General features: G+C 69.0%; 18 protein-coding genes. 5 read left to right on the forward strand and 13 right to left on the reverse strand.

The window, feature by feature from the left end; all coding sequences use genetic code 11:
* Positions 1–42 precede the first annotated feature (42 nt).
* The 3 genes from ACIN94_RS03005 to ACIN94_RS03015 form a co-directional block, all read right to left on the reverse strand.
* Positions 43–4,911, reverse strand: coding sequence for an amino acid adenylation domain-containing protein (locus ACIN94_RS03005; RefSeq protein WP_400698784.1), 4,869 nt, complete (start codon positions 4,909–4,911; stop codon positions 43–45).
* A 1,153-nt stretch (positions 4,912–6,064) separates the two neighbouring features.
* The gene (locus ACIN94_RS03010) at positions 6,065–7,048 is read right to left on the reverse strand and encodes a lytic murein transglycosylase (protein ID WP_400698787.1); all 984 of its coding nucleotides are present in this window, start codon (positions 7,046–7,048) and stop codon (positions 6,065–6,067) included.
* A 20-nt stretch (positions 7,049–7,068) separates the two neighbouring features.
* Positions 7,069–7,464 carry a hypothetical protein gene (locus ACIN94_RS03015; protein ID WP_400698790.1) on the reverse strand — a complete coding sequence of 132 codons (396 nt, stop codon included), beginning with the start codon at positions 7,462–7,464 and terminating at the stop codon, positions 7,069–7,071.
* Between the two features lie 97 nt (positions 7,465–7,561).
* Here ACIN94_RS03015 and ACIN94_RS03020 point away from each other — a divergent pair, with 97 nt between their 5' ends.
* Positions 7,562–8,542, forward strand: a complete 981-nt coding sequence (locus ACIN94_RS03020) for a GlxA family transcriptional regulator (RefSeq protein WP_400698793.1) — start codon at positions 7,562–7,564, stop codon at positions 8,540–8,542.
* Between the two features lie 150 nt (positions 8,543–8,692).
* Here the strand turns inward: ACIN94_RS03020 and ACIN94_RS03025 are convergent, their stop codons facing one another.
* The 5 genes from ACIN94_RS03025 to ACIN94_RS03045 all read right to left on the reverse strand — a co-directional run bounded on the left by ACIN94_RS03025 (position 8,693) and on the right by ACIN94_RS03045 (position 12,234).
* The gene (locus ACIN94_RS03025; protein ID WP_400698795.1) at positions 8,693–9,079 is read right to left on the reverse strand and encodes a transposase; all 387 of its coding nucleotides are present in this window, start codon (positions 9,077–9,079) and stop codon (positions 8,693–8,695) included.
* Positions 9,080–9,090: 11 nt separating this feature from the next.
* Positions 9,091–9,330, reverse strand: coding sequence for a hypothetical protein (locus ACIN94_RS03030; RefSeq protein WP_400698798.1), 240 nt, complete (start codon positions 9,328–9,330; stop codon positions 9,091–9,093).
* 42 nt (positions 9,331–9,372) lie between these two features.
* Positions 9,373–9,840 (reverse strand): nuclear transport factor 2 family protein, encoded by a 468-nt coding sequence (locus ACIN94_RS03035; RefSeq protein ID WP_400698801.1) that lies wholly within the window; start codon positions 9,838–9,840, stop codon positions 9,373–9,375.
* A 286-nt stretch (positions 9,841–10,126) separates the two neighbouring features.
* The gene (locus tag ACIN94_RS03040; RefSeq protein WP_400698804.1) at positions 10,127–10,822 is read right to left on the reverse strand and encodes an epimerase; all 696 of its coding nucleotides are present in this window, start codon (positions 10,820–10,822) and stop codon (positions 10,127–10,129) included.
* Between the two features lie 428 nt (positions 10,823–11,250).
* Complete coding sequence (locus ACIN94_RS03045) at positions 11,251–12,234, reverse strand: aldo/keto reductase (RefSeq protein ID WP_400698807.1); 984 nt, start codon at positions 12,232–12,234, stop codon at positions 11,251–11,253.
* A 100-nt stretch (positions 12,235–12,334) separates the two neighbouring features.
* Between ACIN94_RS03045 and ACIN94_RS03050 the strand changes: the two genes are divergently transcribed.
* Positions 12,335–12,928, forward strand: a complete 594-nt coding sequence (locus ACIN94_RS03050; RefSeq protein WP_400698811.1) for a TetR/AcrR family transcriptional regulator — start codon at positions 12,335–12,337, stop codon at positions 12,926–12,928.
* Between the two features lie 482 nt (positions 12,929–13,410).
* Here the strand turns inward: ACIN94_RS03050 and ACIN94_RS03055 are convergent, their stop codons facing one another.
* A complete protein-coding gene (locus tag ACIN94_RS03055; RefSeq protein WP_400698813.1) occupies positions 13,411–14,337 on the reverse strand; it encodes a serine hydrolase in 927 nt (308 codons plus the stop codon).
* Entirely contained in the window at positions 14,337–15,263 is a 927-nt protein-coding gene (locus ACIN94_RS03060) for a LysR family transcriptional regulator (protein WP_400698816.1), read from the reverse strand. Before ACIN94_RS03060 ends, ACIN94_RS03055 begins: the two co-directional genes overlap by 1 nt.
* 112 nt (positions 15,264–15,375) lie before the next feature.
* Here ACIN94_RS03060 and bla point away from each other — a divergent pair, with 112 nt between their 5' ends.
* Entirely contained in the window at positions 15,376–16,302 is a 927-nt protein-coding gene (gene bla, locus ACIN94_RS03065) for a class A beta-lactamase (RefSeq protein ID WP_400698819.1), read from the forward strand.
* A gap of 198 nt (positions 16,303–16,500) precedes the next feature.
* Here the strand turns inward: bla and ACIN94_RS03070 are convergent, their stop codons facing one another.
* Positions 16,501–17,616, reverse strand: a complete 1,116-nt coding sequence (locus tag ACIN94_RS03070; protein WP_400698822.1) for a winged helix DNA-binding domain-containing protein — start codon at positions 17,614–17,616, stop codon at positions 16,501–16,503.
* A gap of 159 nt (positions 17,617–17,775) precedes the next feature.
* On the opposite strand from ACIN94_RS03070, the gene ACIN94_RS03075 reads away from it, so the two are divergent.
* Entirely contained in the window at positions 17,776–18,222 is a 447-nt protein-coding gene (locus ACIN94_RS03075) for a transposase (protein WP_400698825.1), read from the forward strand.
* 44 nt (positions 18,223–18,266) lie between these two features.
* On the opposite strand, the gene ACIN94_RS03080 is transcribed toward ACIN94_RS03075, so the two are convergent.
* Together ACIN94_RS03080 and ACIN94_RS03085 are read right to left on the reverse strand one after the other, a co-directional pair.
* Positions 18,267–18,785 (reverse strand): pyridoxamine 5'-phosphate oxidase family protein, encoded by a 519-nt coding sequence (locus tag ACIN94_RS03080; RefSeq protein WP_400698827.1) that lies wholly within the window; start codon positions 18,783–18,785, stop codon positions 18,267–18,269.
* 141 nt (positions 18,786–18,926) lie between these two features.
* Entirely contained in the window at positions 18,927–20,153 is a 1,227-nt protein-coding gene (locus ACIN94_RS03085; protein WP_400698830.1) for an MFS transporter, read from the reverse strand.
* A 70-nt stretch (positions 20,154–20,223) separates the two neighbouring features.
* Here ACIN94_RS03085 and ACIN94_RS03090 point away from each other — a divergent pair, with 70 nt between their 5' ends.
* Complete coding sequence (locus ACIN94_RS03090) at positions 20,224–21,195, forward strand: helix-turn-helix domain-containing protein (protein ID WP_400698833.1); 972 nt, start codon at positions 20,224–20,226, stop codon at positions 21,193–21,195.
* Positions 21,196–21,600 lie beyond the last annotated feature (405 nt).

Genomic DNA, 21,600 nt, shown 5'->3' on the forward strand with positions numbered 1-21,600 from the left:
TGACCGAGGCGCTATATCCGTTGATGACGTCGACAGGCCCGGTCATGCCCCCGCCTCCATGTCGGCCAGCAGCAGGGACTCAAGCCGCGCGGCGTAGTCGGCCAGCGTCCGCCGTTCGAACAGCAGGCGCACGGGCACCCGCAGGTCCAGGGCGTCGCTCAGCCGGGCCGCCACGAGGGCGGCGGTCGCGGAGTGACCGCCGAGGGCGAAGAAGTCGTCGTGCGCGCCGAGGTCGGAGCGTTTCAGCACGGCGGCCCACACCTCGGCGACCAGCAGCTCGGCCTCGGTGCTCGGTGGCACCCGCGTGGCCTCACCGCCGGGTTCGGGCAGGGCGGTACGGTCCACCTTGCCGGAGGCCGTGACGGGCAGGGCGTCCAGGAGCACCCAGCGGCGGGGGACCATGTAGTCGGGGAGCCGGGAGCTCAGGTGCCGTTCCAGCTCGCCGGTGTCGGTCTCCGGTGGCGCGGCGAGGTAGCCGACCAGATGGTCACCGCCGTAGACGGTCACGGCCGCGTCGGCGACGCTCTCGCGGAGCACGGTCTCGATCTCGCCCAGCTCGATCCGGTGGCCGCGGACCTTCACCTGCTGATCCCGGCGGCCGAGGAAGTCGAGCGTGCCGTCGGGCCGCCAGCGGGCCAGGTCGCCGGTACGGTAGCGGCGCCCGCCCAGCGGGTCCTCGGTGAAGGCCGCGGCGGTCAGCTCCGGCCGGCCCCGGTAGCCCCTGGCCACGCCGGCGCCGCCGATCCACAGCTCGCCGGGCGTTCCGGCGGGCAGCATGCGGCCCGCCCGGTCGAGCACGTAGGCCCGCTCCCCGGCCAACGGCGTGCCGATCGGCACCTGGTCACCGACCGGGGCCGTGACCTGGATCATGGTGGAGTAGATCGTGGTCTCGGTGGGGCCGTAGGCGTTCCACAGCTCGGCGACCCGCTCCAGCAGGTCACCGGCGAGGGCCGGGTCGAGCACCTCGCCGATGCCGACCACGCGCACGTCCCCGCCGCGCCAGCCGGAGGCGACCAGCATGCGCAGCGTCGTCGGGGTCGCGGTCATCAGCGTGACCCCCGCCTCCTCGGCCCGCCGCGCGACGGCCCGCCCGTCGAGCGCGTCGTCACGGCCCAGCAGCTCCAGCCGCAGGCCGTGGCAGAGGCTCACCCACAGGTCGAAGCCGAACACGTCGAACGAGAACGGCGTCAGGCCGAGCATCACGTCGCCGGGCCTGATCCCCGGGGTGACCGTCATCGAGGCGACGAACGCGGCGAGGTTGGCGTGGGTGACCTCGACGCCCTTGGGCCTGCCGGTGGAGCCGGAGGTGTAGAGGACGTAGGCGAGGCCGCCGGGTTCCACCGGTGAGAGGTCACCGGGATCCACCCCGTCCTGTACGGCTTCCGCCGAGGACAACCCGACCAGGTCGATGACGGTGGCGCCCAGACTCTCGGCCACCGCCAGCCCCTCGCCCGCCGCGATGATCACCTTGGTGCCGGAGTCGTCGACCTGGTGGCGGAGCCGCTGGAGCGGATGGCCGGGGTCGAGCGGAACGTAGGCGGAACCGGCGAGCAGCACGCCCAGCAGCGCCGCGGGGAGGTACCGGTCGCGGGGCAGGCACACGCCCACGCAGGCGCCCGCGGCTGCCGGGATGAGCGCCGCGGCCACCCGCCGCGACCAGCCGGCCAACTCGCCGTAGGTGAGGACGCCGTCGGCGTCGACGACCGCCGGGGCGTGCGGGCGCCGTACGGCCTGCTCCAGCACCGCCTCCACCACGGTCCGTGGCGCGTCGGCGGGCAGCGGCACGCCGGTCCCCGCGGCCAGCAGCGCCGCCCGCTCCTCGGCGCCGACCACCTCGAAAGCCGACAGCGGCCGGTCGGGGTGAGCCAGCGCGTCCGCCAGCAGGCGGACCAGACGGTCGGTGAGGATCTCGGCCTCGGCACGTTCCAGGTGCTCCACGTCGTACTCGACCTGGAGCTCGGGCCCGGCTGCTGTGGCGTTGAAGTAGACGATCAACGGCGCCTGGGCGCTGCCCGCGTCCAGCTCGCCGACCAGGTCCACGCCCACGCCCTCGCGCTCCAGGGAGAGCGGGACCTCCGACGGCTGGATCGAGAGCGTGACAGGCGTCAGCACCGTGCCGGGCGGGCGCTCGACGCCGCCGGCCTCGGACCGTTCCCGTGCGGGCAGCGCGCGGTGGTCCATCGCGCGGGCGGTCACGGCTCCCGCGTGCCGTACGGCCGCGCGCAGCGACAGCCCGTCCTCCAGGCGCAGCCGTACCGGCACCACGTCGACCAGCATGCCGACCACGGCCTCCAGACCGGGGTCGGCGCGATCGGCCACGGCGGCGCCGAGGACGACGTCCCGCCGGTCGGTCAGCCCGGCGACCAGCATGCCGAGCACGGTCAGGTAGACGGCGAACGGGGTGGCACCGCAGTCGGCCGCGAGCTCGCCGGCCCGCGCGGCCGTCGCCGGGTCGATCCGGCGCACCAGGCGCTCGCCGCGCAGGCTGCTGGGACGGTCGTCCGGGCGGGGTAGCAGATCGTACGGCGGGACCGCCCCGGCGAGTTCCTCGGCCCAGAAGGCCCGCAACGCCTCGGTGTCTCCGGCGGTCGCCTGCTCGCGCAGCGCGGCGTCGCCGACCTGGAACGGCGGCTCCGGGACGTCGCCGGGGTGGGTGAGCCCGTCGAGGAGATCCCGCATGACGACCCCCAGCGACCAGCCGTCGAACGCGGTGTGGTCGGTGAGGAGCACCATCTCCGCGCTGTCCGGCCCCGACCACAGCAGGGTGGCCCGCAGCAGCGGCGACTCCCGGGAGATGTCGAAGTCATGGGCGACCGCGGCCCGTCGCAGCTCGTCGGCCTCCTCCGCCGAAGCCGGGCGGTGCTCGTCCAGTGGTACCGGCGTCGGCGGCCTGACCTCGACGGTCACGCCGTCCACGACAACGGCGCGCAGCGCCTCGTGGCGGCGCACGATCGCGTCCAACGCGGCCCGCAGCGGCTCCGCCGAGGTGAGGCCGCGCAGCCCGAGCCGGAAGGCGATGGCGGTGGCGCCGGAGTTGTGGCTGATGTCGCGCAGCAGGCACAGGTCGCGCTGGACGCTGGTCAGCGGATAGCTGGTCCGCCCGGCATGGCGGACCAGCGGTGTCACGGCGGCCGGGGCGGCCTCGGCGACATACGGCGCCAGCTCGGCGACCGTGGGCCGCGCCAGGAACGTCGTCAGCGGGACGTGGACCCCGAGCGCGTGCTCGATCCTGGCGCAGATCCTGGCGGCGGCCAGGGAGTGCCCGCCCAGGTCGAGGAAGTGGTCGTGGACGCCGACCCGCTGGGCGCCGAGCACCTCGGCGGTGATGGCGGCGAGCCGCCGCTCGGTCTCGTCGCGGGGGGCGACGTACTCGCTCTCGGCCGCGCCCACGGTGACGGAGGACGCCGGGGCGGAGGAGCCCGGAGTGGAGGAGCCCTGGGCGGAGGAGAAGCTCACCGCGGGCAGCCGGGAGCGGTCGGCCTTCCCCGTGGGACCCACGGGGATGGCGTCGAGGAACACGACCCTGGAGGGGATCATGTAGTCGGGCAGCCAGTCGCGCAGCCAGGACCGCACCTGCCCGTCGTTGAGGCCGGGACCGGCCGGTTCGACGTAGGCGACCAGCCGCCGGGTGCCCTCCTCGTCGGTGGGGGCGAGCACAACGGCATGGTTCACCAGCGGGTGGCGCACCAGCCTGCCCTGCACCTCGCCCAGCTCGACACGGAAGCCCGCGACCTTCACCTGGTCGTCGATCCGCCCCTCGTAGAAGTAGACCCCGCCCTCCCTGCGGACCAGGTCGCCGGTGCGGTAGTGACGCACGCCCTCGGTGTCGGTCACGAACCGCTCGGCGGTCAGCTCGGGCCGGTCCAGGTAGCCCCGGCTGACCAGCGGACCGGCCACCCACAGCTCGCCGGACTCGCCGTCGCCGAGCGCCTCGCCGCCGGCGCCGCGCACCGACAGCTCCGACCAGGCGTACGGCATGCCGATCGGCGGCTCGCCCGTCTCGTCCCTGGAGATCTCGTGAGCGCAGCAGTGCACGGTGCACTCGGTCGGCCCGTACAGGTTCACCATGCGCCGCACGCCAGGGCTGGCGAAGACGCGGTCGGCCAGCGCCCGGCTCACCGGCTCGCCGCTGGAGAGCACCGTGCGCACACCCGGAGGCAGCGGCTCCCGCAGCAGCGCGGTCAGCGCCGAGGCCGCCGCGCTGACCATCGTGACCTCGTCCCTGGCGGGCAGAGTGTGCAGCGCGAGGGGGTTCTCCGCCATGATCACCGTGCCGCCCAGCAGCAGGGGGAGGTAGAGCTGGGGGACGGACGGATCGAAGCAGACCGAGGTCGAGGCGAGGAACCCGGCCAGCTCCTCGGCGGTGAAGTAGTCGGCGTCCCAGCGCAGCAGCGTCATCACGTTGCGGTGTTCGACCGCGACGCCCTTGGGGCGGCCGGTCGAGCCGGAGGTGTACATGATGTAGGCCAGGTCGGCCGGGTCGCTCGGCAGGTCCGGATCGTCGGACGGGCGGTCGTCGACCGTGTCCACCAGGATGAGGTCGCGCCCCGGCAGCCGCTCCGACAGCGCCGCGGAGGTCACCGTGTGTGACACCCCGGCGTCATCGATGATGAACTCCAGGCGGTCGGCCGGATAGGTCGAGTCCAGCGGCACGTAGGCGGCGCCGGTCTTCCAGACGCCCAGGAGCGCCGTGATCAGCGTCTCGTCGCGGTTCAGGCACACGCCGACGGTCGAGCCTCGGCCTACTCCCCGGGAGATGAGCTCGTGGGCTATCCGGTTGGCCTGGGCGTTGAGGTCGGTGTAGGTCGTGCGGGTCGTCCCGGCGACGATCGCTGTGTGCTGAGGAGTCCGCCGCACCTGCTGCTCGAAGGCCTTGTGAACCGGTTCGAGCAGCGCAAGGTTGCCAACCACCTACGGATCTCCTCTTGGTGTACGGAAAAGGGCGCACAGGTCATACGAGGGCAAGAGTGGCAAAAGGCGCGCGGCCGGAGTAAGACGAAGATCGTTTTGTTACCTTAACGGTATTAAGTCGGATTTAATCACTTTTGTGTAATATTCTGACTGCCTTGCGACAAGTGACGCTCCGTAGTTTCGGCGGGTGGAAAATGTCGTATTGTGACACGCCGGTCACATAGAATTATCTCCTTTCTTGCGTTTAAATCATGACATTACGCAAGAGGGTCATCAATAGTGGACTGCTGAGCTTTAATGCGTGGAGTTACAACGGCTTGAGGACCAGGCCGGTCCCGGCCAGGCAGCCATCGATCAGATGTGGCCGGTACTGGATCTTCTTCAGCCCCCGCTTGACCACACGCACCAGGTGGTCCAGGCTCGTTGCGCGGCGGTCAGCCCGCCGCCTTGCGCGTACCGCATGACTTGGGCATACCGCAGGAAACCAACACCTGCACATGATCATTGAGCATCACGAATTAAAGATCAGCAATCGGTCGGCTATGGTCGGAATGTGCGGTGGGTGCGTGCTTTCTTTGGGTCGCCTTGGCCATGGTTCGTAGTAGGAGGCGCTTTCCTCCGCCAGGATGAGCCGACTCCTGTCCTCGGAAGCTTCCTCTGGGACTGGCTCCTTGGACTAACACTCCTGGGCGCGTGCGTCACACTGTCGTGGAGGACCCACGCGTACAGATTTCTATGCTTGTTTGCCTCGGTCGTCATGGTGCTGATCGGGGTGCTCATCCGGTGGGGTTATGTCCTCGGCTGGTGGAAGCTGGCCGTTTGGCTCCTGCTCGTTCTTGCCATCCTCGGCATGCCTGTTGCGCGTAGGTGGGCGGAGCTACCCGAGCGTCGTCGGCGTAGGCGAGGCGCTTCCGCTCCTGGCAGACACCGAAGTTCGTGAGCAAGGGACGCTTGTGACTACGCGGCCTGAGCTGTCGGCGGCCGGGACCGGCCCCCACGCCGCATGCCCGGCCGCGCACACTTCTCCCGCCGGATCTTCCCGTCTGCCTCGTCCCACCCCGGAGGGGCAACAGCTCGGGGACGGAGGATCAAGGTCGTCTTCGCGTGTACGCCGGCCGGTAGGCGTTCCCCTCTTTGGCAGGGTCAGGTGAGGTCAGGGGCCGGTGAGGCGGCGGTCGCCACGGGTGGTGACCACGAACACCTGCCAGTTGTAGTAGGCGTAGTAGTTCCGGATGTCCCGCTTGATCTGGCGCGTGTACAGCAGCACCGCGTTGACGTAGGCCTGGGAGTGGTTGTAGGCGTACAGCGCGCGCCGGTAGTCGCGCGGTGCCCCCGACGCGTGCAGGTAGTTGGCCGCGGCGAGCAGGGCGTCGCGGGTGTCGTGGACGTCACCGCCCATCCCGTAGGCGTCCCACGTTCCCGGCATGAACTGCATGGGCCCCTTGGCGCCCGTGTAGCTCGGTGACCTGACTCGGCCGAACTTGGTCTCGACGAACATCACCGCCGCCAGTACCTCCCACTCGACGCCGAACCGGCGCCCGGCACGCCGGAAATGGCCGAGCAGGACATCGGCGGGTTCGGGCGGCTGGACACGGAATTTCGCCGACCCGCTGATGGGGTGGACGAGGGAGAGCAGATCCCGGCCGGCTGTCACGTTGTCTTCGGCCTGCCCGGCCAGGGCCTTCGGCAACCTGGCGTAGGTGCGGGAGGCGACCTGTGGATTGCTGACCAGGTAGCGGTAGATGCGCTGCTGGTGCAGGGCCAGCAGCACCACCGGCTCAGGGGGATTCCCTTTGGCGGGGTCTCCCTCGCGCACCCAGTCATCGATGGCCCGTCGCAGCTCTGCGGTGGTGCCGGCCAGGGAACGGGCCAGTTCCGCTGGGCCGGTGGGGATCGCCGCGTCCGGTGCGGGCAGGACGGGCGCCTGGCGTGCGGGCTCCTTCGCCGGTGGCGTCGCCGACCGCTCTGGAGCCGGCCGTGTCGCCGTCTGGCTGGGAGCGGTCGTGGAGGCGGCGCCCTGCGAGGCGGCGCAGCCGGAGACCGCGACGGCCAGAGCGAGGAGCGACGCGACCATCGGCCGCCCGCTCGATCGGTGGCCACGCCCCGGCCGTGCGACCCCCGCACGCTGATCCTTCACCGACCCCACGGTAGCCGCATTTAGATGTGTTCCGAGTGGCGCAGGAGCATCGCGCCGAGCATGAGGGGGAACATGGCCAGATGCGCGAGGACCATCAGCGCGCCGCCGTCGATCACACCCAGCCAGAGCAGAGGGAACAGCGGAACGGCCGGGGCGAACATGGCGGCGCACATCTCGAGGGTGTGCCGCCAGGCGTGGCCGCGGAAACGCATCCAGACGGCCATGCCGACGGACATGTTGAAGGCCATCACCAGGTAGCCGAGCTCGGGGTACTGCGCGTGGGAGAAAGCCAGGCCGACCGCGGGCTGGAGGGCCCCCAGGGCGAACATCCCGACGAACATCGCGACGATCATTTCGATGTAGTGGAGGGTGAACCTGAGCCAGCCGCTGTGCGCTTTCGTCGCTGTCTGAGTCATGGTTCAACTATGTGAGGCGGGGAGGCCGCGCCCAAGGAATGCGGGCGGGGAGGTCTGGAATCTTGGGCAGTCGGTCTTTCCGGCCTACAGTTGGGTCATGAAGGAGCGGCATTTCGTGGTCGTCGGGTACGACGCCGCCGCGTTACTCGACATCGCCTGCGTGGTGGCGAGCTTGGAGAGCGCGAACTGGTACGGCGCGGCTCCCTACTACAAGGTCCGCCTGGTTACACCGGGAGCGCGGCCCATCGACTGCGGCCCTACCGTGACGCTGCACACCAGCGAGAAGCTCGAACGGGTCACAGGCCCGATCGACACGCTGCTCGTGTCCGGTGGGATCGGCAGCCAGGACGCAGCGGCCAACCGGCTGGTTCTCGCGCACATCCGTCGGCTGGCACGAGAGAGCCGCCGGGTGGCGTCCGTGTGCACGGGAACGTGGATCCTGGCCGCCGCCGGACTCCTCGACGGCCGGCGCGCCACCACCCACTGGAGCTGGGCGGACCAACTCGCCGCGCGCCACCCGGAGGTCCACGTGGATCCCGACCCCATCTTCATCCGTGACGGAAACGTCTACACCTCGGCCGGCGTCACCAGCGCCCTTGACCTGACGCTCGCCCTCATCGAGGAGGACAACGGCGCCGAGCTCGCGCGGACCGTAGCCCGGCAGCTCGTGACCTACCTGCAGCGGCCGGGCAACCAGGCGCAGATGAGCATGTTCACCGCCGCCCCACCGCCGTCCAACAGCCTGGTCAAACGGGTGGTCGACCACATCACCGGCCACCTGGACGCAGACCTGACCGTCGCGGCGCTGGCCACCGACGCGGGCGTGAGCGAGCGGCACCTGACGCGGCTGTTCCTCCAACACCTCGGACAGACCCCGGGCAAGTTCGTACGGCAGGCCCGCGCGGAAGCGGCAGCTCACCTGCTGGTCTCCACTTCCCTGTGCATGGCCACCGTGGCCAGTCGCTGTGGATTCGGCACGGCCGAGACCCTGCGCCAAGCCTTCATCGACCGTTACGGCGTCCCGCCCTCGCACTACCGCCTCACCCAGTCACGCATGGCGTCGCAGGCGCGCCATTGACCGATCTCGCCCAGCACCCTGCGTGTACGGCGGACACCGGGAGGCGACAACCATCTTCTCCCCTCCAAGGGTCGATAGGTGCGGCTGGAATACCGATGGAGGTCGAGGAGTACGTCAGGGTCCCGGCAAAGTCGGTTGAGTGGCGATTGATCACCTGATCCCGAGGATCTGGAGGGGGCGGGCGGCGTCTCGGGCGAGATGTCGGATGGCTTTGGCGATGTTGTCGGTGCCGGTCAAGCGCAGGGCACTGATGGCGAGGTTGCGCAGCGTAGCCATGGCGCGGGGTGCGTTTCCAGTACGGGTCTGGGAATGGTCTTCGCCGTAGGTGACGTCGCGGACCCAGTGAAGTCGGTTTTCGATGGTCCAGTGTCCGCGGATCCAGGCGGCAAGCTCGGCAGGGCCGGCTTGGTGAACGGGCACGCTGGTGATGGCGTAGACGGTGACAGTCCGCCTCTTACTTCCCACAGCGATGCCTCGGACTTGCCGCTTGATCTGTATCGCCTGAACAGCATGAGGGAACAGCAGCCCGGCTTTCACGCTGACGATCTTCAGCGTGCGTCGTTCCTCACGGCCGTGGCCCCGGCCCTTGCAGCGGTGACGACATGCCCGGCCAGGTCAACGTCGTGTAGGAGGGGACGGAATCGGGTGATCTCGTTCGTCGTGCCGTGCACGTCGGTTTGTGCGAGCACGACCCCGGTGGTGTGGTCGATCGCGGCCAGTAGATGCACCAGGTCCGTGCCGTCGGTGTTGCCCGTGTCCTCGACCAGCTCGACGGCCGGTCCCTGCATGCTCTGGTCAGTTCGAAGCCGTGGTGAAAAAGCTCGACTGAGTCAGGCGACGGAGGGCCGCGTCTCGGTCCAGTCGACCATCAGTCTGCGTTCGGCGAACAGCCACCCGATGTCCTGCTTGACGAGTTCGTCGAGATAGCGGATAGAGGCGATCATCAGCGTACGCTGTCCGTCCTCATCCACCGACAGGTGATGCGCCAGGCAATAGCTCTCAGCCGTTGCCCGGTCTCCGTCCAGCGAAACCGTGCTCTGCCCGTTGAAGTGAGTGGTGGTCTCGTAAGTGTTCAGATTGTCGAAGACCGGAGCCAGCGAGTCGCGGCCGTGCAGCTCCTGAGTCGGCTCGGCAGCCGTGGCATCCATGAACACGAGGAACCGGGTGTCGGCAGTGAAGAGCGCCATCTGCCCCTTCGCGTCGCGGCGGTCCGCACAGTGGGCATAGGCGTCGATCAGTTCACGGATGGCCAGCCGGTCGGCGGCCTCCTGGGGTGAGATAGCGGAATGGGAAGCCATGTCGTTCTCCCTCGGGTAACTATTTGACGGATGTATACATCAGTCGCGTCGGCGCGATGGCAAGACATCGGGAAGGGTGTGGCCGCGCCGCCACACCCACCCGTGGATCACGTGAACGCCCCGGGCGCGAGCCGTTGATCGTGGAACTCGCGGCGCCCCAGGCGTCTCGCGGGGTCAGCGTCAGCGTCTCCGTAGACGTGAGGATCGAGGAGCCGGAGTCACTGGAGCGTTCGGCAGCAAGATCCGCCGGATCGTGGGTTTACGGCACCAGCGAAGCGGCGGTCGATCACCCTGTCTTCGTCGCGGCATCCCCGCTCCCGCCGCCCAGCCGGTTGATTTCCGGGCTGTACAGGATCCGCTGCTCGACCGCTCCGGGCCGGGTGACGGCGAGCATGGTGCGGCCGATGTGTTCGGTGGTTGTGGTGTGACGGGGAGCGAGGCGGTGCAGCAGGGGGTAGAGCCAGGAGGTGAGGGCGTAGAGCACCCGGTACGCCGGCGTCCTGGAGACTGCTCCGTGGCGGGGGTGGATATAGCCGGGGCGGAACATGTACGCGTCCATCGGCATGGCCAGCAGAGCGTTCTCGGTGCGGCCCTTGACGCGGGCCCACATGGTCCGGCCGCGTTCGCTGCTGTCGGTGCCATCTCCTGAGACGTAGGTGAAGGTCAATCCGGGGTTGGACGCGGACACGGCACGTGCGGCAGCGAGGGTGTAGTCGTAGGTGACGCGGGTGTACTCCGCCTCGCTGCGACCGGACGATGAGATGCCGAGACAGTAGAAGCAGGCATCGAGACCGACCAGCTGCCCGGAGATGGCGGACAGGTCGGTGAAGTCCTGGTGGATGACTTCCCGCAGCTTGGGATGGCTGATGCCAAGCGGGCTGCGGACCACCACCAGCACACGCGTGACGGCCGGGTCGAGGAGACAGGCGCGCAGTACGCCCTGTCCGACCATGCCGGACGCGCCGAAGATGACGACTTTCACGGGCAGACTCCAGGTAGAGGATGAAGGTTCAGGTCCGCAACACCGCGGTGGCGGTCGCGACGACGGTGGCGCGCCGGCGCTCACGGTCAATGCTGGCGCCCACGGCGGGCGTGAGCGGAGTGTTGCTCAGGGAAAGCACGAGCATGAGGTCACGCAGTTCCCCAGCGGGCAGCGCATCGGAGACGAGGCCGTCTTGAGCTGCCCGACCTCCAGGTAGCCGGGGCGCGTCGTCCAGTCCGCACCAGGGAACAGGACATCCGGGTTGTGGGCCCCGAACCCATCGGGGAGAAAAGTGATCGACGTAACCCCGATGGCAATACGGGACCGAGTGCCCGGCTGGGGCATGGGGGCCTTTCGAGACGTGTGGGTTTCTGTGTTGCGAGGGTGTTGCCGCCCTGCGAGGAGTGAAGTGGGGCGCTGGCCGGGCCTCAGCCGTTGAGCGTGCCCATGAACGCGGGTGCGTAGCGGTCGCCGGTGACCACGCCGTGCGGGGCGACCGCCTCGATCGCGGCGAGGTCCTCGGCGGAGAGGGTCACCTCGGTCGCAGCGATGTTCTCCTCCAGGTAGCGGCGCCGCTTGGTGCCCGGGATGGCGACCGCGCCCTGGTGCTGGACCCAGGCGAGGGCCAGCTGGGAGGGCGTGACGTCCTTGGCGGAGGCGATGCGGCGCACCTCGCGGACGACGTCGAGGTTGCGGTCGAAGTTCTCGCTCTGGAAGCGGGGGTCCGTCCGGCGCCAGTCGTCCTCGGCGAAGTCGTCGGGGCTGGTGATGGCGCCAGAGAGGAAGCCGCGCCCCAGCGGGGAGTAGGCGACCAGTCCGATCTGCAGTTCCCGCAGGGTGTCGAGCACGCCGTTGTGTTCGATGTCGCGTTCGAAGAGCGAGTACTCGGTCTGGACAGCGGTGAGCGGGTGCACGGCGTGGGCACGCCGGATCGTCTGGGCGGACGCCTCGCACACGCCGATGTGGCGTACCTTGCCCTCGGCAACCAGCTCGGCCAGCGCGCCGATGGTCTCCTCGATCGGCACCTTGGGGTCGATGCGGTGCAGGTAGTACAGGTCGACGTGGTCGGTGCCCAAGTGCCGCAGCGAACGTTCTAGTGCCCGGCGCACGTACTCGGGCCGGCCGTTCAGGTCGAGTAGCCGGCCGTCGTCGGTGATCTCCACGCCGGTCTTGGTAGCAAGGACGGCGGCATCCCGGCGCCCTGCCAGCGCCTGGCCAAGGAGCTGCTCGTTGACGAAGGGGCCGTAGCTCTCGGCGGTGTCCAGCAGGGTGATGCCCAGCTCCAGGGCGCGGTCGATGGTGGCCAGCGACTCGGTCTCGTCGGTGGCGCCGTAGAAGACGCTCATGCCCATGCAGCCGAGACCCTGCACGCTGACGGTCAGCCCCTGGCGGCCCAGTGCGCGGTGTTCCATAGAGGTTCCTCCGATAAGTATCTAACTAGATAGATATGTACGATAGAGCGACTGCCTGCGGGTGTCAATAACTAGATAGTTACTTGCTACGGTGGCGGACATGCCACGGAACTCCAGCGCCACCAAGGCCAGGCTGCTCGACGCCGCCTTCACTGAATTCGCCACCCACGGCATCGCAGGCGCCCGAGTGGACCGGATCGCCGAGGCGGCAGGTGCGAACAAGCGGCTGATCTACGTCTACTTCGGCAACAAGGAGCAGCTGTTCGACGAGGTGCTGCACCGGGCGATGACAGAGGGCGCCGAGTCGGTCCCGTTCGACGTCGAGGACCTGCCCGGATACGCCGGCGCGATCTTCGACCACCTCGTCGCCCGGCCGGACCTGATGCGCCTGCGACTGTGGAGACTACTGGAACGCCCCTCCGCCACCGGACTCGAACCGGACAGCTTCCGGCGCAAAGTCGCGGAAGTGGCCGACGCGCAGCAGCGTGGCGATCTCGCCCTGGAGATACAGCCGGACGATCTCCTGACCATGGTCCTCGCCATGGCCCAGGCGTGGTTCTGGGCCGCCGAGGACGTCGATCCCGGACAGGTCAGCCAGTCCTGGCCGCCAGAGCGACTGGCCCTGCACCGCTCAGCAGTTGTCGAGGCCGCCCGCCGGATCAGTCAGAAAACTGCTGACGCTCAGGGCTCGTAACACGATCCGGCCGTTCACTGAGAACGCCGCCTAGATCTGCACGGCGCCGTAGTCGCCCAGGCCTGCTCACTGGTCTGCCGGCGCCAGCCCGTGTTCGGCCACGGGACGGCGTCAGCGGGTCCCGGCGGACGCCGAGCAGGCCCATGCACTCGGCTGGTTCCAGCTCCGATGGTGGTGAGGCGGCCAGCTCGGCGAGTTGGCTCAAGGCAGGGGTGATCGGCAATGATGAGGGGGCAGGCACGGTCTTCCTGATCATTTGGCGTCGAGAACCTCATGATCATCCAGATCGTGCCTGTTCGCATGTCAGCGTCCCGCGTTCGGACCTCGATGCTCGCTTGCGGGCCCGCTAAACGGACACCACGCCACTATGCCGGGGCCCTGAGGAGTACGTGTCAGGCCCCGTCTTGCGTTACGAGGGGCCTCGCGGCGTTTTCCAACTCGACGTCTCACCGAGCTTGACAACTTCCACCGGCAACCCCAAGTCATGCAACACCTGGACCGCTCCCGCAGGCAAGGTTGCGTAGCCCGTCCTGTCGTAGCCGATCGCGGAGTGTCCGCGCGACCTGTGCCATGAGCGCCTCGGCTCCGGGTTGGCTGATGGCCGGTACGCGGGACTCGGTCAGTACGGCGACGGCGAAGACCTGGCCGTCGGCGTGCTCGACGACGCCGACCTCGTGACGGAGGTTGAGCAGCGTCCCGGTCTTGGAGGACCACCTGGACGCGTCGGAGCTGAAATCGGGGGCCAGCCGCTGCCGCAGGAGGTTGTCGGCCATCAGGCCCCGTACCCGCTCGGCCACGCCAGGGTCGATCGGAGACGGGGTCCACAGTGCCTGCAGGAGTTCGACGAACGCCCGCGCGGATCCCGAGTTCGCGCGGGTCACGTCCAGTTGCGGTACCCGATGCCCCCGCCCGGCCGTTCCCGCCTGGATGGCGAGGAAGTGGGCGAGGTGGACCTCGCCGGGATCGAGACGTTCCGCCGGAGTCTCGACCAGCTCCTGGACGGTATGGCGGACCGCGATGCCGCGGAGCCCCAGCCCGTGCAGCATCGCGGAGACCTCGGTGGGCGGGGTGAGGGCGAAGAGCGCGTCCGCCGCCGTGCTGTCGCTCACCGCGATGCTGAGGTAGAGCAGGTCGTCGACGGCGACCCGGGCCGGATGCCGGAACCTGCCCAGCCCGGTCGGCCCCGGAACGGTGATCCCGGTCGGCTGAACCAGGATCTGGGTGGAGCCGTCGAGTTCCCCCTTCCGGATACGTTCGAGCGTCGCGACGGCGAGCGGGACCTTGACGAGCGAGGAGATCGGGAACTCGAGGTCCGGCTCGATACCGATCTCGTCACCGGAGTGCAGATCCCGGACCAGGAACGATCCGTTCAGCCCGGCATCGTCGAGCTCTCGCCGGAGCTGTCGCATCAGGTGCTCGACCTTGATGGTGTCCCTCCGTCCTGGTCGTGCCCGCTGTCTCGGTCGTTTGCGCCGAGGCAGCGGGCGATCGGGTGCCGGAGCCGGGTCCGGATGCGCTCCGCGTCGTCCCCGACGGCGGCCGACACCTCGAAGCCGCGGACGAGCTGGATCTCGCCGAGCGGGCGCCAGTGTAGCCCCAGTTCCTCGGCCTGCCCGACCGAGCAGAGCAGCAGATCCGTCGAGCCGAGGACCTCCGCCGCTGCAGTGGTGAGCGTGGTCGAGACGCCGACCTGTGCGGGCTGTAGACCGATGGCATCCCGGATCCGGAACATCCGGTCGCGGATGTGCGGGACGTCGTCCTCGGGCTGGATCCAGATCCGGCTCCGCCGCGACGACCGCGCGGTGCGGCCGGCCCGGAGCGTCTCGGCGTAGACGGTCTTCACCGGGAGATCCGCGGCGCCGGCGAGCCCGAGCCGTACGGACCAGGTCGCGTCGCCGGGCGGTACGGCGACGAGGGCGGCGCGGACCTCGCGAGACCGGACGAGTTCCGCCCGTTCGGCAGGCAGGGCAGCATGAAAGTGCAGGTAGATGCCCTTTCGGCGGGCCTCCACATCGAGCCGTGCCAGGTCGCGAACCGTACAGATGTCGGGAACGGCAAGCCGGAGGGGACTGAGCTTGGCCTGCTCCGCCTCGTGCTCCATGTCGTCGGCCAGGCGGACGAGACGCTTCGCCGAGGGAAGCAGGTCCCGGCCGAACTGGGTGAGGATCGCCCCGCGCGACGACCGGTCGAACAGCCGCTCCCCGAGGTGCTTCTCCAGGGCGGCGATCCGGCGGCTCGCGACCGACTGCGGCACCCGGGTGGCCGCCGCGCCCTCGGTGAAGCTCCCTCGTTCGCTCACATTGACGAACGCTCGCCAGGCTCCAAGGACGTCCACGAGGTGAGCCTATGCCGTTCTGGCATAGAACCCGCCGTTTCAGTCTTTGACCGCATCAACCGACGGCGTGAGACTGCCTGTCGCATCCACCCCACAACCGGAAGGCATCGCCATGCGTTTTCGACGCGCCACACTCTCGGTGCTGGCATCACTCGCACTCGTCCCGCTGACGGGTGTCACCGCGGCGGGCCACGCGTCCACCACTCCGTCCGTCACTCAGGTGGTGTCGGGCGAAGCCCAGGCCAAGAAGGAACTGCGCACGCTGGAGGCGTCCTTCAAGGGCCGCATCGGCGCGTACGCCATCGACACCGCCACCGGTAAGACGGTCGCCTACCGATCGGGCGAGCGTTTCCCGATGCTCTCCACCTTCAAGGCGATCGCCGCCGCGGCCGTGCTGCACAAGGCCCGCACCGCAGAGCCCGGCCTGATGGACAAGGTCGTGCGCTGGACGGACGCCGAGGTGAAGGAGAACTCCCCGGTCACCGAGAAACACGTCAAGGACGGGATGACCGTCGCGCAGCTGTGCGAGGCGGCCATCACCCGGAGCGACAACACCGCGGGCAACATGCTGCTGAAGCAGCTCGGCGGTCCGGCCGGCCTGACCGGGTACCTCCGTACGCTGAAGGACCCGATCTCCCGGCTGGACCGGTGGGAGACCGAGCTCAACAACTGGAGCCCCAAGGAGAAGCGCGACACCACGACGCCCGCGGCCATGGGCCGCGACCTGCGCGCGGTCACGGTGGGGAAGGCCCTGAACGCCAAGGACCGGGAGCAGCTGAACGCCTGGCTGATCGCGAACGAGACCGGGGACGCCCGCATCCGCGCGGGCCTGCCCACGACCTGGAAGGTCGGTGACAAGACCGGCACGACCTCGCAGTACGCGGCCGCGAACGACATCGCGATTGTCTGGCCCGGCGAGTCGGCCGCGCCCATCATCATGTCGATCTACACCAACGGCAAGACCGCGGACGCTGTCATCGACAACAAGGTCATCGCGGACACCGCCACCATCCTCGCCCGCGGCCTCGGCAAACTCTGATGTCGGGGGCTTCGGGGGGCCCGGACAGATCCACCCCCCGGGGCCTCCTGCCGTACCTGCCATCCACTCCAGCCGGTGCGGCAGTACAGCGAGCTGTGCGGGAGTGAGGACGGGCGAGAGGTTCAGCACAACGCCGGCCCTGGCGGCGCCCGAGATTGCCAAGCGCGCCGGTCACAGCGTCGAAATCCTGCTTCGGGTTTACGGCAGGCGCACCTCGGGCGTACGGCCCACGAAGCGTGCGTACCCTTCGAACGCCTGCTCGATCCTTGCCTGGTCGGCCTTGCCCAGCGGCACGAGTGGATGGACGACGATCTGCACTTTGGTCTTGGTGAGTGACCGTTTCCAGGTGCCGACGACCCGGCCTTCGCATACCACGGTCGCCTGGAATATGCCGTTGTTGCCGGGGATGATGGCTGGCTTGTGCTCGTCGGCGAGCATGAGTGAGCGGTTTTTGTAGCCCAGCAGGTACTCGTCGAACCCGGGCAGCACGAGAACCTCGTGGCTGTCCATTGCGGATGGTGCGGTGTCGAGCAGCGCCGGTTCCAGGTACATCTCGACGCCGTCGACGGTCACGCTGGCTAGCCGGTCGCCGGCCGCCATGATGCCGCGCTTGGCGTCGGCCGCGGTCAGCCCGGTCCAGCCGGCGAAATCCTGCCTCGTGGTCGGCCCGTGGCCGCGGAAGTACCGCAGTGCGATGGTGGCCAGCGCCTCGTCGCGGTCGGGCCGGTGCGGGTCGGGGGCCCACTCGTCGAGCAGCACGAAGCTCTGCTCATTGCCGACGTTCGGGGCGATGCACAGCACGCCGCGCTGGCTGGCGTACCACAGTAGGTGGTAGCCGAACTGGCCGGCGGCTTCAATGCCCTTATCGGCCAGCACGGCCATGCACTGTGATCGGGTCAGCCGGCCACCGCCGGCCACCGCCGCGCCCAACACCTCCACCGCTCGATCGGCGACCTCCTCACTCAGCCCAAGGGACTCGCGCCGCCTTGCCGCGCCTGCCAGTGCCCGCGAACCCATCAGGTCGAGCATCCAGTGGGCGTCCCGCGACGGAACGAAATGGACGGTGCCGCGCATCGGCCAGGTGCGCAGTGCCTCGCGCCGCTCCAGCGCGGCGGTTACGTCGCCGGCGGTGTATCCGGGCAGGCGTACGCCGAACGACCACAGGCCGCTGGCCAGGTCCTGCGCTTGCATCGCACCTAGCCAGGTCACTACCCCGGCCACGTCAGGTAGCCGGTCCGTCCCGTGATGCCGGCCGCGCAACAGCAGGCTGGCCATCCGCAGGGTGAGCGCCTGCGCCCGGGTGATCTGCACCATTACCGCCTCCTCGCTGGCAGCGTACCGATGGCCTACGACAAGATCGGGCCGAGCGGCAGCCCCTGATCATGGCGAGATCATGGCGAGTCTCGCGTCGCTGGCCTGGGCGTGTTTCAGAAGTGGATCACCACGGTGATCCACTTCTGAGATGATCTTGGGGTGAGTAGTGGCGATCTGACCGCCGCGCAGTGGGCGGTGCTGGAGCCGCTGCTGCCGGTGGGCACCAAGGCGGGACGCCCCCCGAAGTTGACCAAACGGCAGCTAATCGACGGGATCCGGTGGCGGACCCGGACCGGTGCACCCTGGCGGGACGTGCCCGAGCGATACGGCAAGTGGGAGACGGTGTACGGGCTCTTCCGCCGCTGGCAGCGGGACGGCACCTGCACGATCCCGGAGAAGGCTGATCAGATCCGCCACCGCAAGAACCGGGGCAGCCGCGGTGGCCGTCCGCCTGCGTTCGACCGGGACGACTACCGCGGCCGCCATGCCGTGGAGTGCGGCATCAACCGCCTCAAGCGCCATCGAGCGGTGGCGACCCGGTATGACAAGCTGGCCGTCCGCTACGAAGCCACCATTCACATCGCCGCGATCAACGAGTGGCTGTGATCGCTCATGAAACAGGCCCAGAGGTCTGTTTCATGAGCCTGCGGTCACTTGGCGGTGAGCTTCGCGACATCGGGGGCGTAGACGGTCATCCAGTGCGGGCGCAGCCGGTAGAAGACCACGCCGTTGTCCCAGTCGAAGGCGCCGTCGCCGTAGAAGTCCTTGAAGTACGCGAGCAGGTCTGGCCAGTCCGCGGCCGGCTCGCCGTCCTCGGGGTTGAGGATCTCCACCGTGCCGTGCGTGAACACGCCCAAGTCCTCGCCGCGCATGTGCGCGACGCTGGCGGCGGGGCGGGCGGCGAGGTGGCGGGCCTTGGCGGCGCTGCGCGCCGTGCCGAAGTACCACTTGCTGTGCAGGAAATGCCCGTCCACGCCGCTGATCCGCGGCTCGCCCTTCGCCGTCACGGTGGACAGGGCGAGCGTGCACATGCCGGTCAGAATCTGGGTGAGCTGCTCCGCGGTCAGGGTGCGCTCGGTGATGATCGAGCGGAGGTGGGTGGTGGAGCGGGACAGGGAGGCGTCGAGCAGGGCCTGGAGTTCGTTGAGTTCTTCGGGCGTTTCACGCATCGGGACACTGTAGCCAGGGTCGGCCCATCCCCGGCATCGGGGGCAACAGCGGCTCCAGCCGCGGCCCACTGGTCGTCCCTCAGATCTCCACGAGCCGCCCCAAGGCCGTTTCACGACAATGATCCACTTCTGAAACACGCCTTAGGAAGACGCGGCCGAGGCGAGCTCGGGGGTGGTCACGGGCTCGGGGGTGGCCGTGCGGTGAGCGATCCTCGGAGCCATGACCCCGACTCCGAGGGCGGCGGCGATGCCCGCGATGGCGCTGAACCACCAGACCACGGCGGGGCCTGCGGTGGCGTAGACGGCCGTGCCCGCAGCCAGGGCGATGAATCGCGCGATGCCCCAGGTCCACTGGAAGCTGCCCTGGTAGCGGCCGCGGGCGTCCGCCGGGGCGAGGCTCGCGATGATCGCGCCCGAGATGCCGCCGACCATGGCCTCACCGACCGACCAGAGCGCGACGGTCCCGGCGTACGACCAGACGTTGTCCGCAACCCCGGTCAGCGCGATGCCGGTCGCGGTGATCACGCTGGCGACCACATAGACGGGGATCTGCCGGAACCGGGACAGGACGTTCGTGGCGATCGGCTGCAGCACCACCACCAGGACCGCGTTGAGCGTGGCCATCATGCCGAGCGCGGTAGGGGGCAGGCCGTGGTCGCGGATCGCCAGCGGCAGGCAGACCTCGGTGAACGAATAGATGACCAGTCCGATGCCGAACAGCGGGAGCAGTACACGCATCAGGGGATCCCGGAACACCACCCCGTAGCCCGTCCCACTCGTGGAGCCGGCGGCCGGGGCAGCGCCGCCCCGTCCGCCGGGCAACATCGTCACCACGATGACCGCGTACGTCAGTACGGCCGCCGCGTCCAGCGCGAACAGCATCCAATAGCCGTGTGTGGCCAGGAATCCGCCGAGAATCCCGGCTGCGGCGGTGCCGATGTTGATCGCCCAATGGAACAGCGAGAATGCGGCACGCCGCCGGTCGGCGGTCACCGAGTCGGTCAGCAGCGCGCCGGCGGCCGGGCTGACCATGGAGCCTGCCGCGCTGAGGAGCATGGCCGCGAGCGCCAGCGTGACCACGTTCGGCGCCGCGAACAACAGGCCCTGCGCGACGGCCGTGCCGATCAGGCCGGTCAGCATCGTGGGACGTCGCCCCACCCGGTCAGCGAGCAGGCCGCCGACCGCCGGGCCGATCAGGTTGCCCGCGCCCAGCGCACCCAGGACATACGGCGTCTGCTCCGGGGTGACGCCGCGGGACCCGAGGTAGAACACGAGGAAAGGTGTGATCACGTAACCGAGCCGGTTCACCACAGTGCCGGCGAAGATGATCCAGGCGGTACGGGGCAGCCCGCTGAAGGTGGAGAGCATGCGGAAATCTTGCAGCCCACATAGACTCGTGAACCATTGATTAAGTTCAGGCCGAATCTATGGAGCCGCCATGCTGTCCGAACTGGCCTTCTCGGCCGACGATCTGGCGTTGACCCGGTTCGCGGTCTCGCCGATGTGGGAGGTCGTCACCAGTTTCCAGCTGCTGACATCGGGCTCCGCACATCCGGTACACCGGACCTGGGTTGATCAGGTACGGCCGCGGGTGGCCGCCGCCGGGCTGGACGCGGGCTGGCTGGCCGAACTGATCCCACCCAACGGCTATCTCCCCGACTTCCTCACGCCACCCCCCGGGGAACTGGCCCCCACCCTCGCCACCGAACTCGCCGCCATCCGCGCCACCTCGGCCGATCACGTCCTGGCCGACCTCGATGTTCTCGGCCGTACTATTTCCCGCTGCCAGGCGTTGCGCAGGGACCCGGAAAGCCGGCTGGCCCAGATCACCGAGGAGATCGAGGCCTACTGGGAACTGGCGCTCGCCCCGTACTGGGCGAAGATCCGCGCGGTGCTGGACGCCGATGTCTTCCACCGTGCCCGCCAGGTGGCCGAGCACGGCGTGGGCCACTTCTTCAACGACCTGCATTCCACGCTGAGCTGGGACGACAACACCCTCCGGATGGTCCGCAGGCATTGCGGCATCTCCCGGGAGACCTCCGGGCCGGGGTTGCTGCTGGTCCCCAGCGCCTTCGCCGTGAACATGCTCACCTGGTCACGGCCGCCGCAGCCACCCCAGCTCGCCTACCCTGCCCGAGGCATCGGCACGCTCTGGGAGCACCGCCCGGTGACGCGCATCGACGCGATCGCCGCCGTCCTCGGCCGCTCCCGGGCCGTCCTTCTGGCCGAGTTGGAATCCCCGGCCTCCACGACCGAACTCGCCCGCCGTACCGGCGTCTCCGCGGCCGGAGTCTCCCAGCACCTGACCGCCCTGCGCGACGCGGGGATAATCAGCGCGCACCGCGCCGGCCGCTCGGTCCTCTACGCCCGCACGGCCGTCGCGGAATCCCTGCTCGCTGCGAGCGCCTGACCGGGAAGGTAGGCCTGAGCCGAGGAGACACATCGTTGCCCGACGTTCCTCTGGGCAGGCCGCCGGATTGTTAGCGTTAACTTTCGGTGTCCTGATCACGTTCCCTTCTCTGTCAGGTGGTTGGAGGTGGTGGTGGTGCTGCGGAGCAAATACGAGACAGGGAGGTGCCGTCAAGGGGCCGACCTGTGCTGTGCCGGCGTGTAGGGGGGCCGAGCGTGGCCCATCTGGTGTTATGGGGGGTCGCCGGACCTGATCGGTGAGGACGCGTCGATGAAAATTTCATCGACGATGTCTCGTCCCAGCATGTCGAGGCCGCCGCAAAGTTTCAGGAGGCCGGGACGGACGTTGGAGTATGTGCGAGGCGTGTACGCCGGACGGGGTGACCGAAACTTTTCAGGGTGGGCT

The organism is Streptosporangium sp. NPDC087985 (assembly GCF_044741965.1).
Lineage (GTDB): Bacteria > Actinomycetota > Actinomycetes > Streptosporangiales > Streptosporangiaceae > Streptosporangium.

What these genes read in the sequence shown, in the direction of transcription:
- ACIN94_RS03015 (WP_400698790.1), bottom strand. Translation starts at nt 7,464, where the DNA reads ATGACTCAGACAGCGACGAAAGCGCACAGCGGCTGGCTCAGGTTCACC.
- ACIN94_RS03020 (WP_400698793.1), top strand. Translation starts at nt 7,562, where the DNA reads ATGAAGGAGCGGCATTTCGTGGTCGTCGGGTACGACGCCGCCGCGTTA.
- ACIN94_RS03030 (WP_400698798.1), bottom strand. Translation starts at nt 9,330, where the DNA reads ATGCAGGGACCGGCCGTCGAGCTGGTCGAGGACACGGGCAACACCGAC.
- ACIN94_RS03035 (WP_400698801.1), bottom strand. Translation starts at nt 9,840, where the DNA reads ATGGCTTCCCATTCCGCTATCTCACCCCAGGAGGCCGCCGACCGGCTG.
- ACIN94_RS03045 (WP_400698807.1), bottom strand. Translation starts at nt 12,234, where the DNA reads ATGGAACACCGCGCACTGGGCCGCCAGGGGCTGACCGTCAGCGTGCAG.
- ACIN94_RS03050 (WP_400698811.1), top strand. Translation starts at nt 12,335, where the DNA reads ATGCCACGGAACTCCAGCGCCACCAAGGCCAGGCTGCTCGACGCCGCC.
- ACIN94_RS03055 (WP_400698813.1), bottom strand. Translation starts at nt 14,337, where the DNA reads ATGCGACAGCTCCGGCGAGAGCTCGACGATGCCGGGCTGAACGGATCG.
- bla (WP_400698819.1), top strand. Translation starts at nt 15,376, where the DNA reads ATGCGTTTTCGACGCGCCACACTCTCGGTGCTGGCATCACTCGCACTC.
- ACIN94_RS03070 (WP_400698822.1), bottom strand. Translation starts at nt 17,616, where the DNA reads ATGGTGCAGATCACCCGGGCGCAGGCGCTCACCCTGCGGATGGCCAGC.
- ACIN94_RS03080 (WP_400698827.1), bottom strand. Translation starts at nt 18,785, where the DNA reads ATGCGTGAAACGCCCGAAGAACTCAACGAACTCCAGGCCCTGCTCGAC.
- ACIN94_RS03085 (WP_400698830.1), bottom strand. Translation starts at nt 20,153, where the DNA reads ATGCTCTCCACCTTCAGCGGGCTGCCCCGTACCGCCTGGATCATCTTC.
- ACIN94_RS03090 (WP_400698833.1), top strand. Translation starts at nt 20,224, where the DNA reads ATGCTGTCCGAACTGGCCTTCTCGGCCGACGATCTGGCGTTGACCCGG.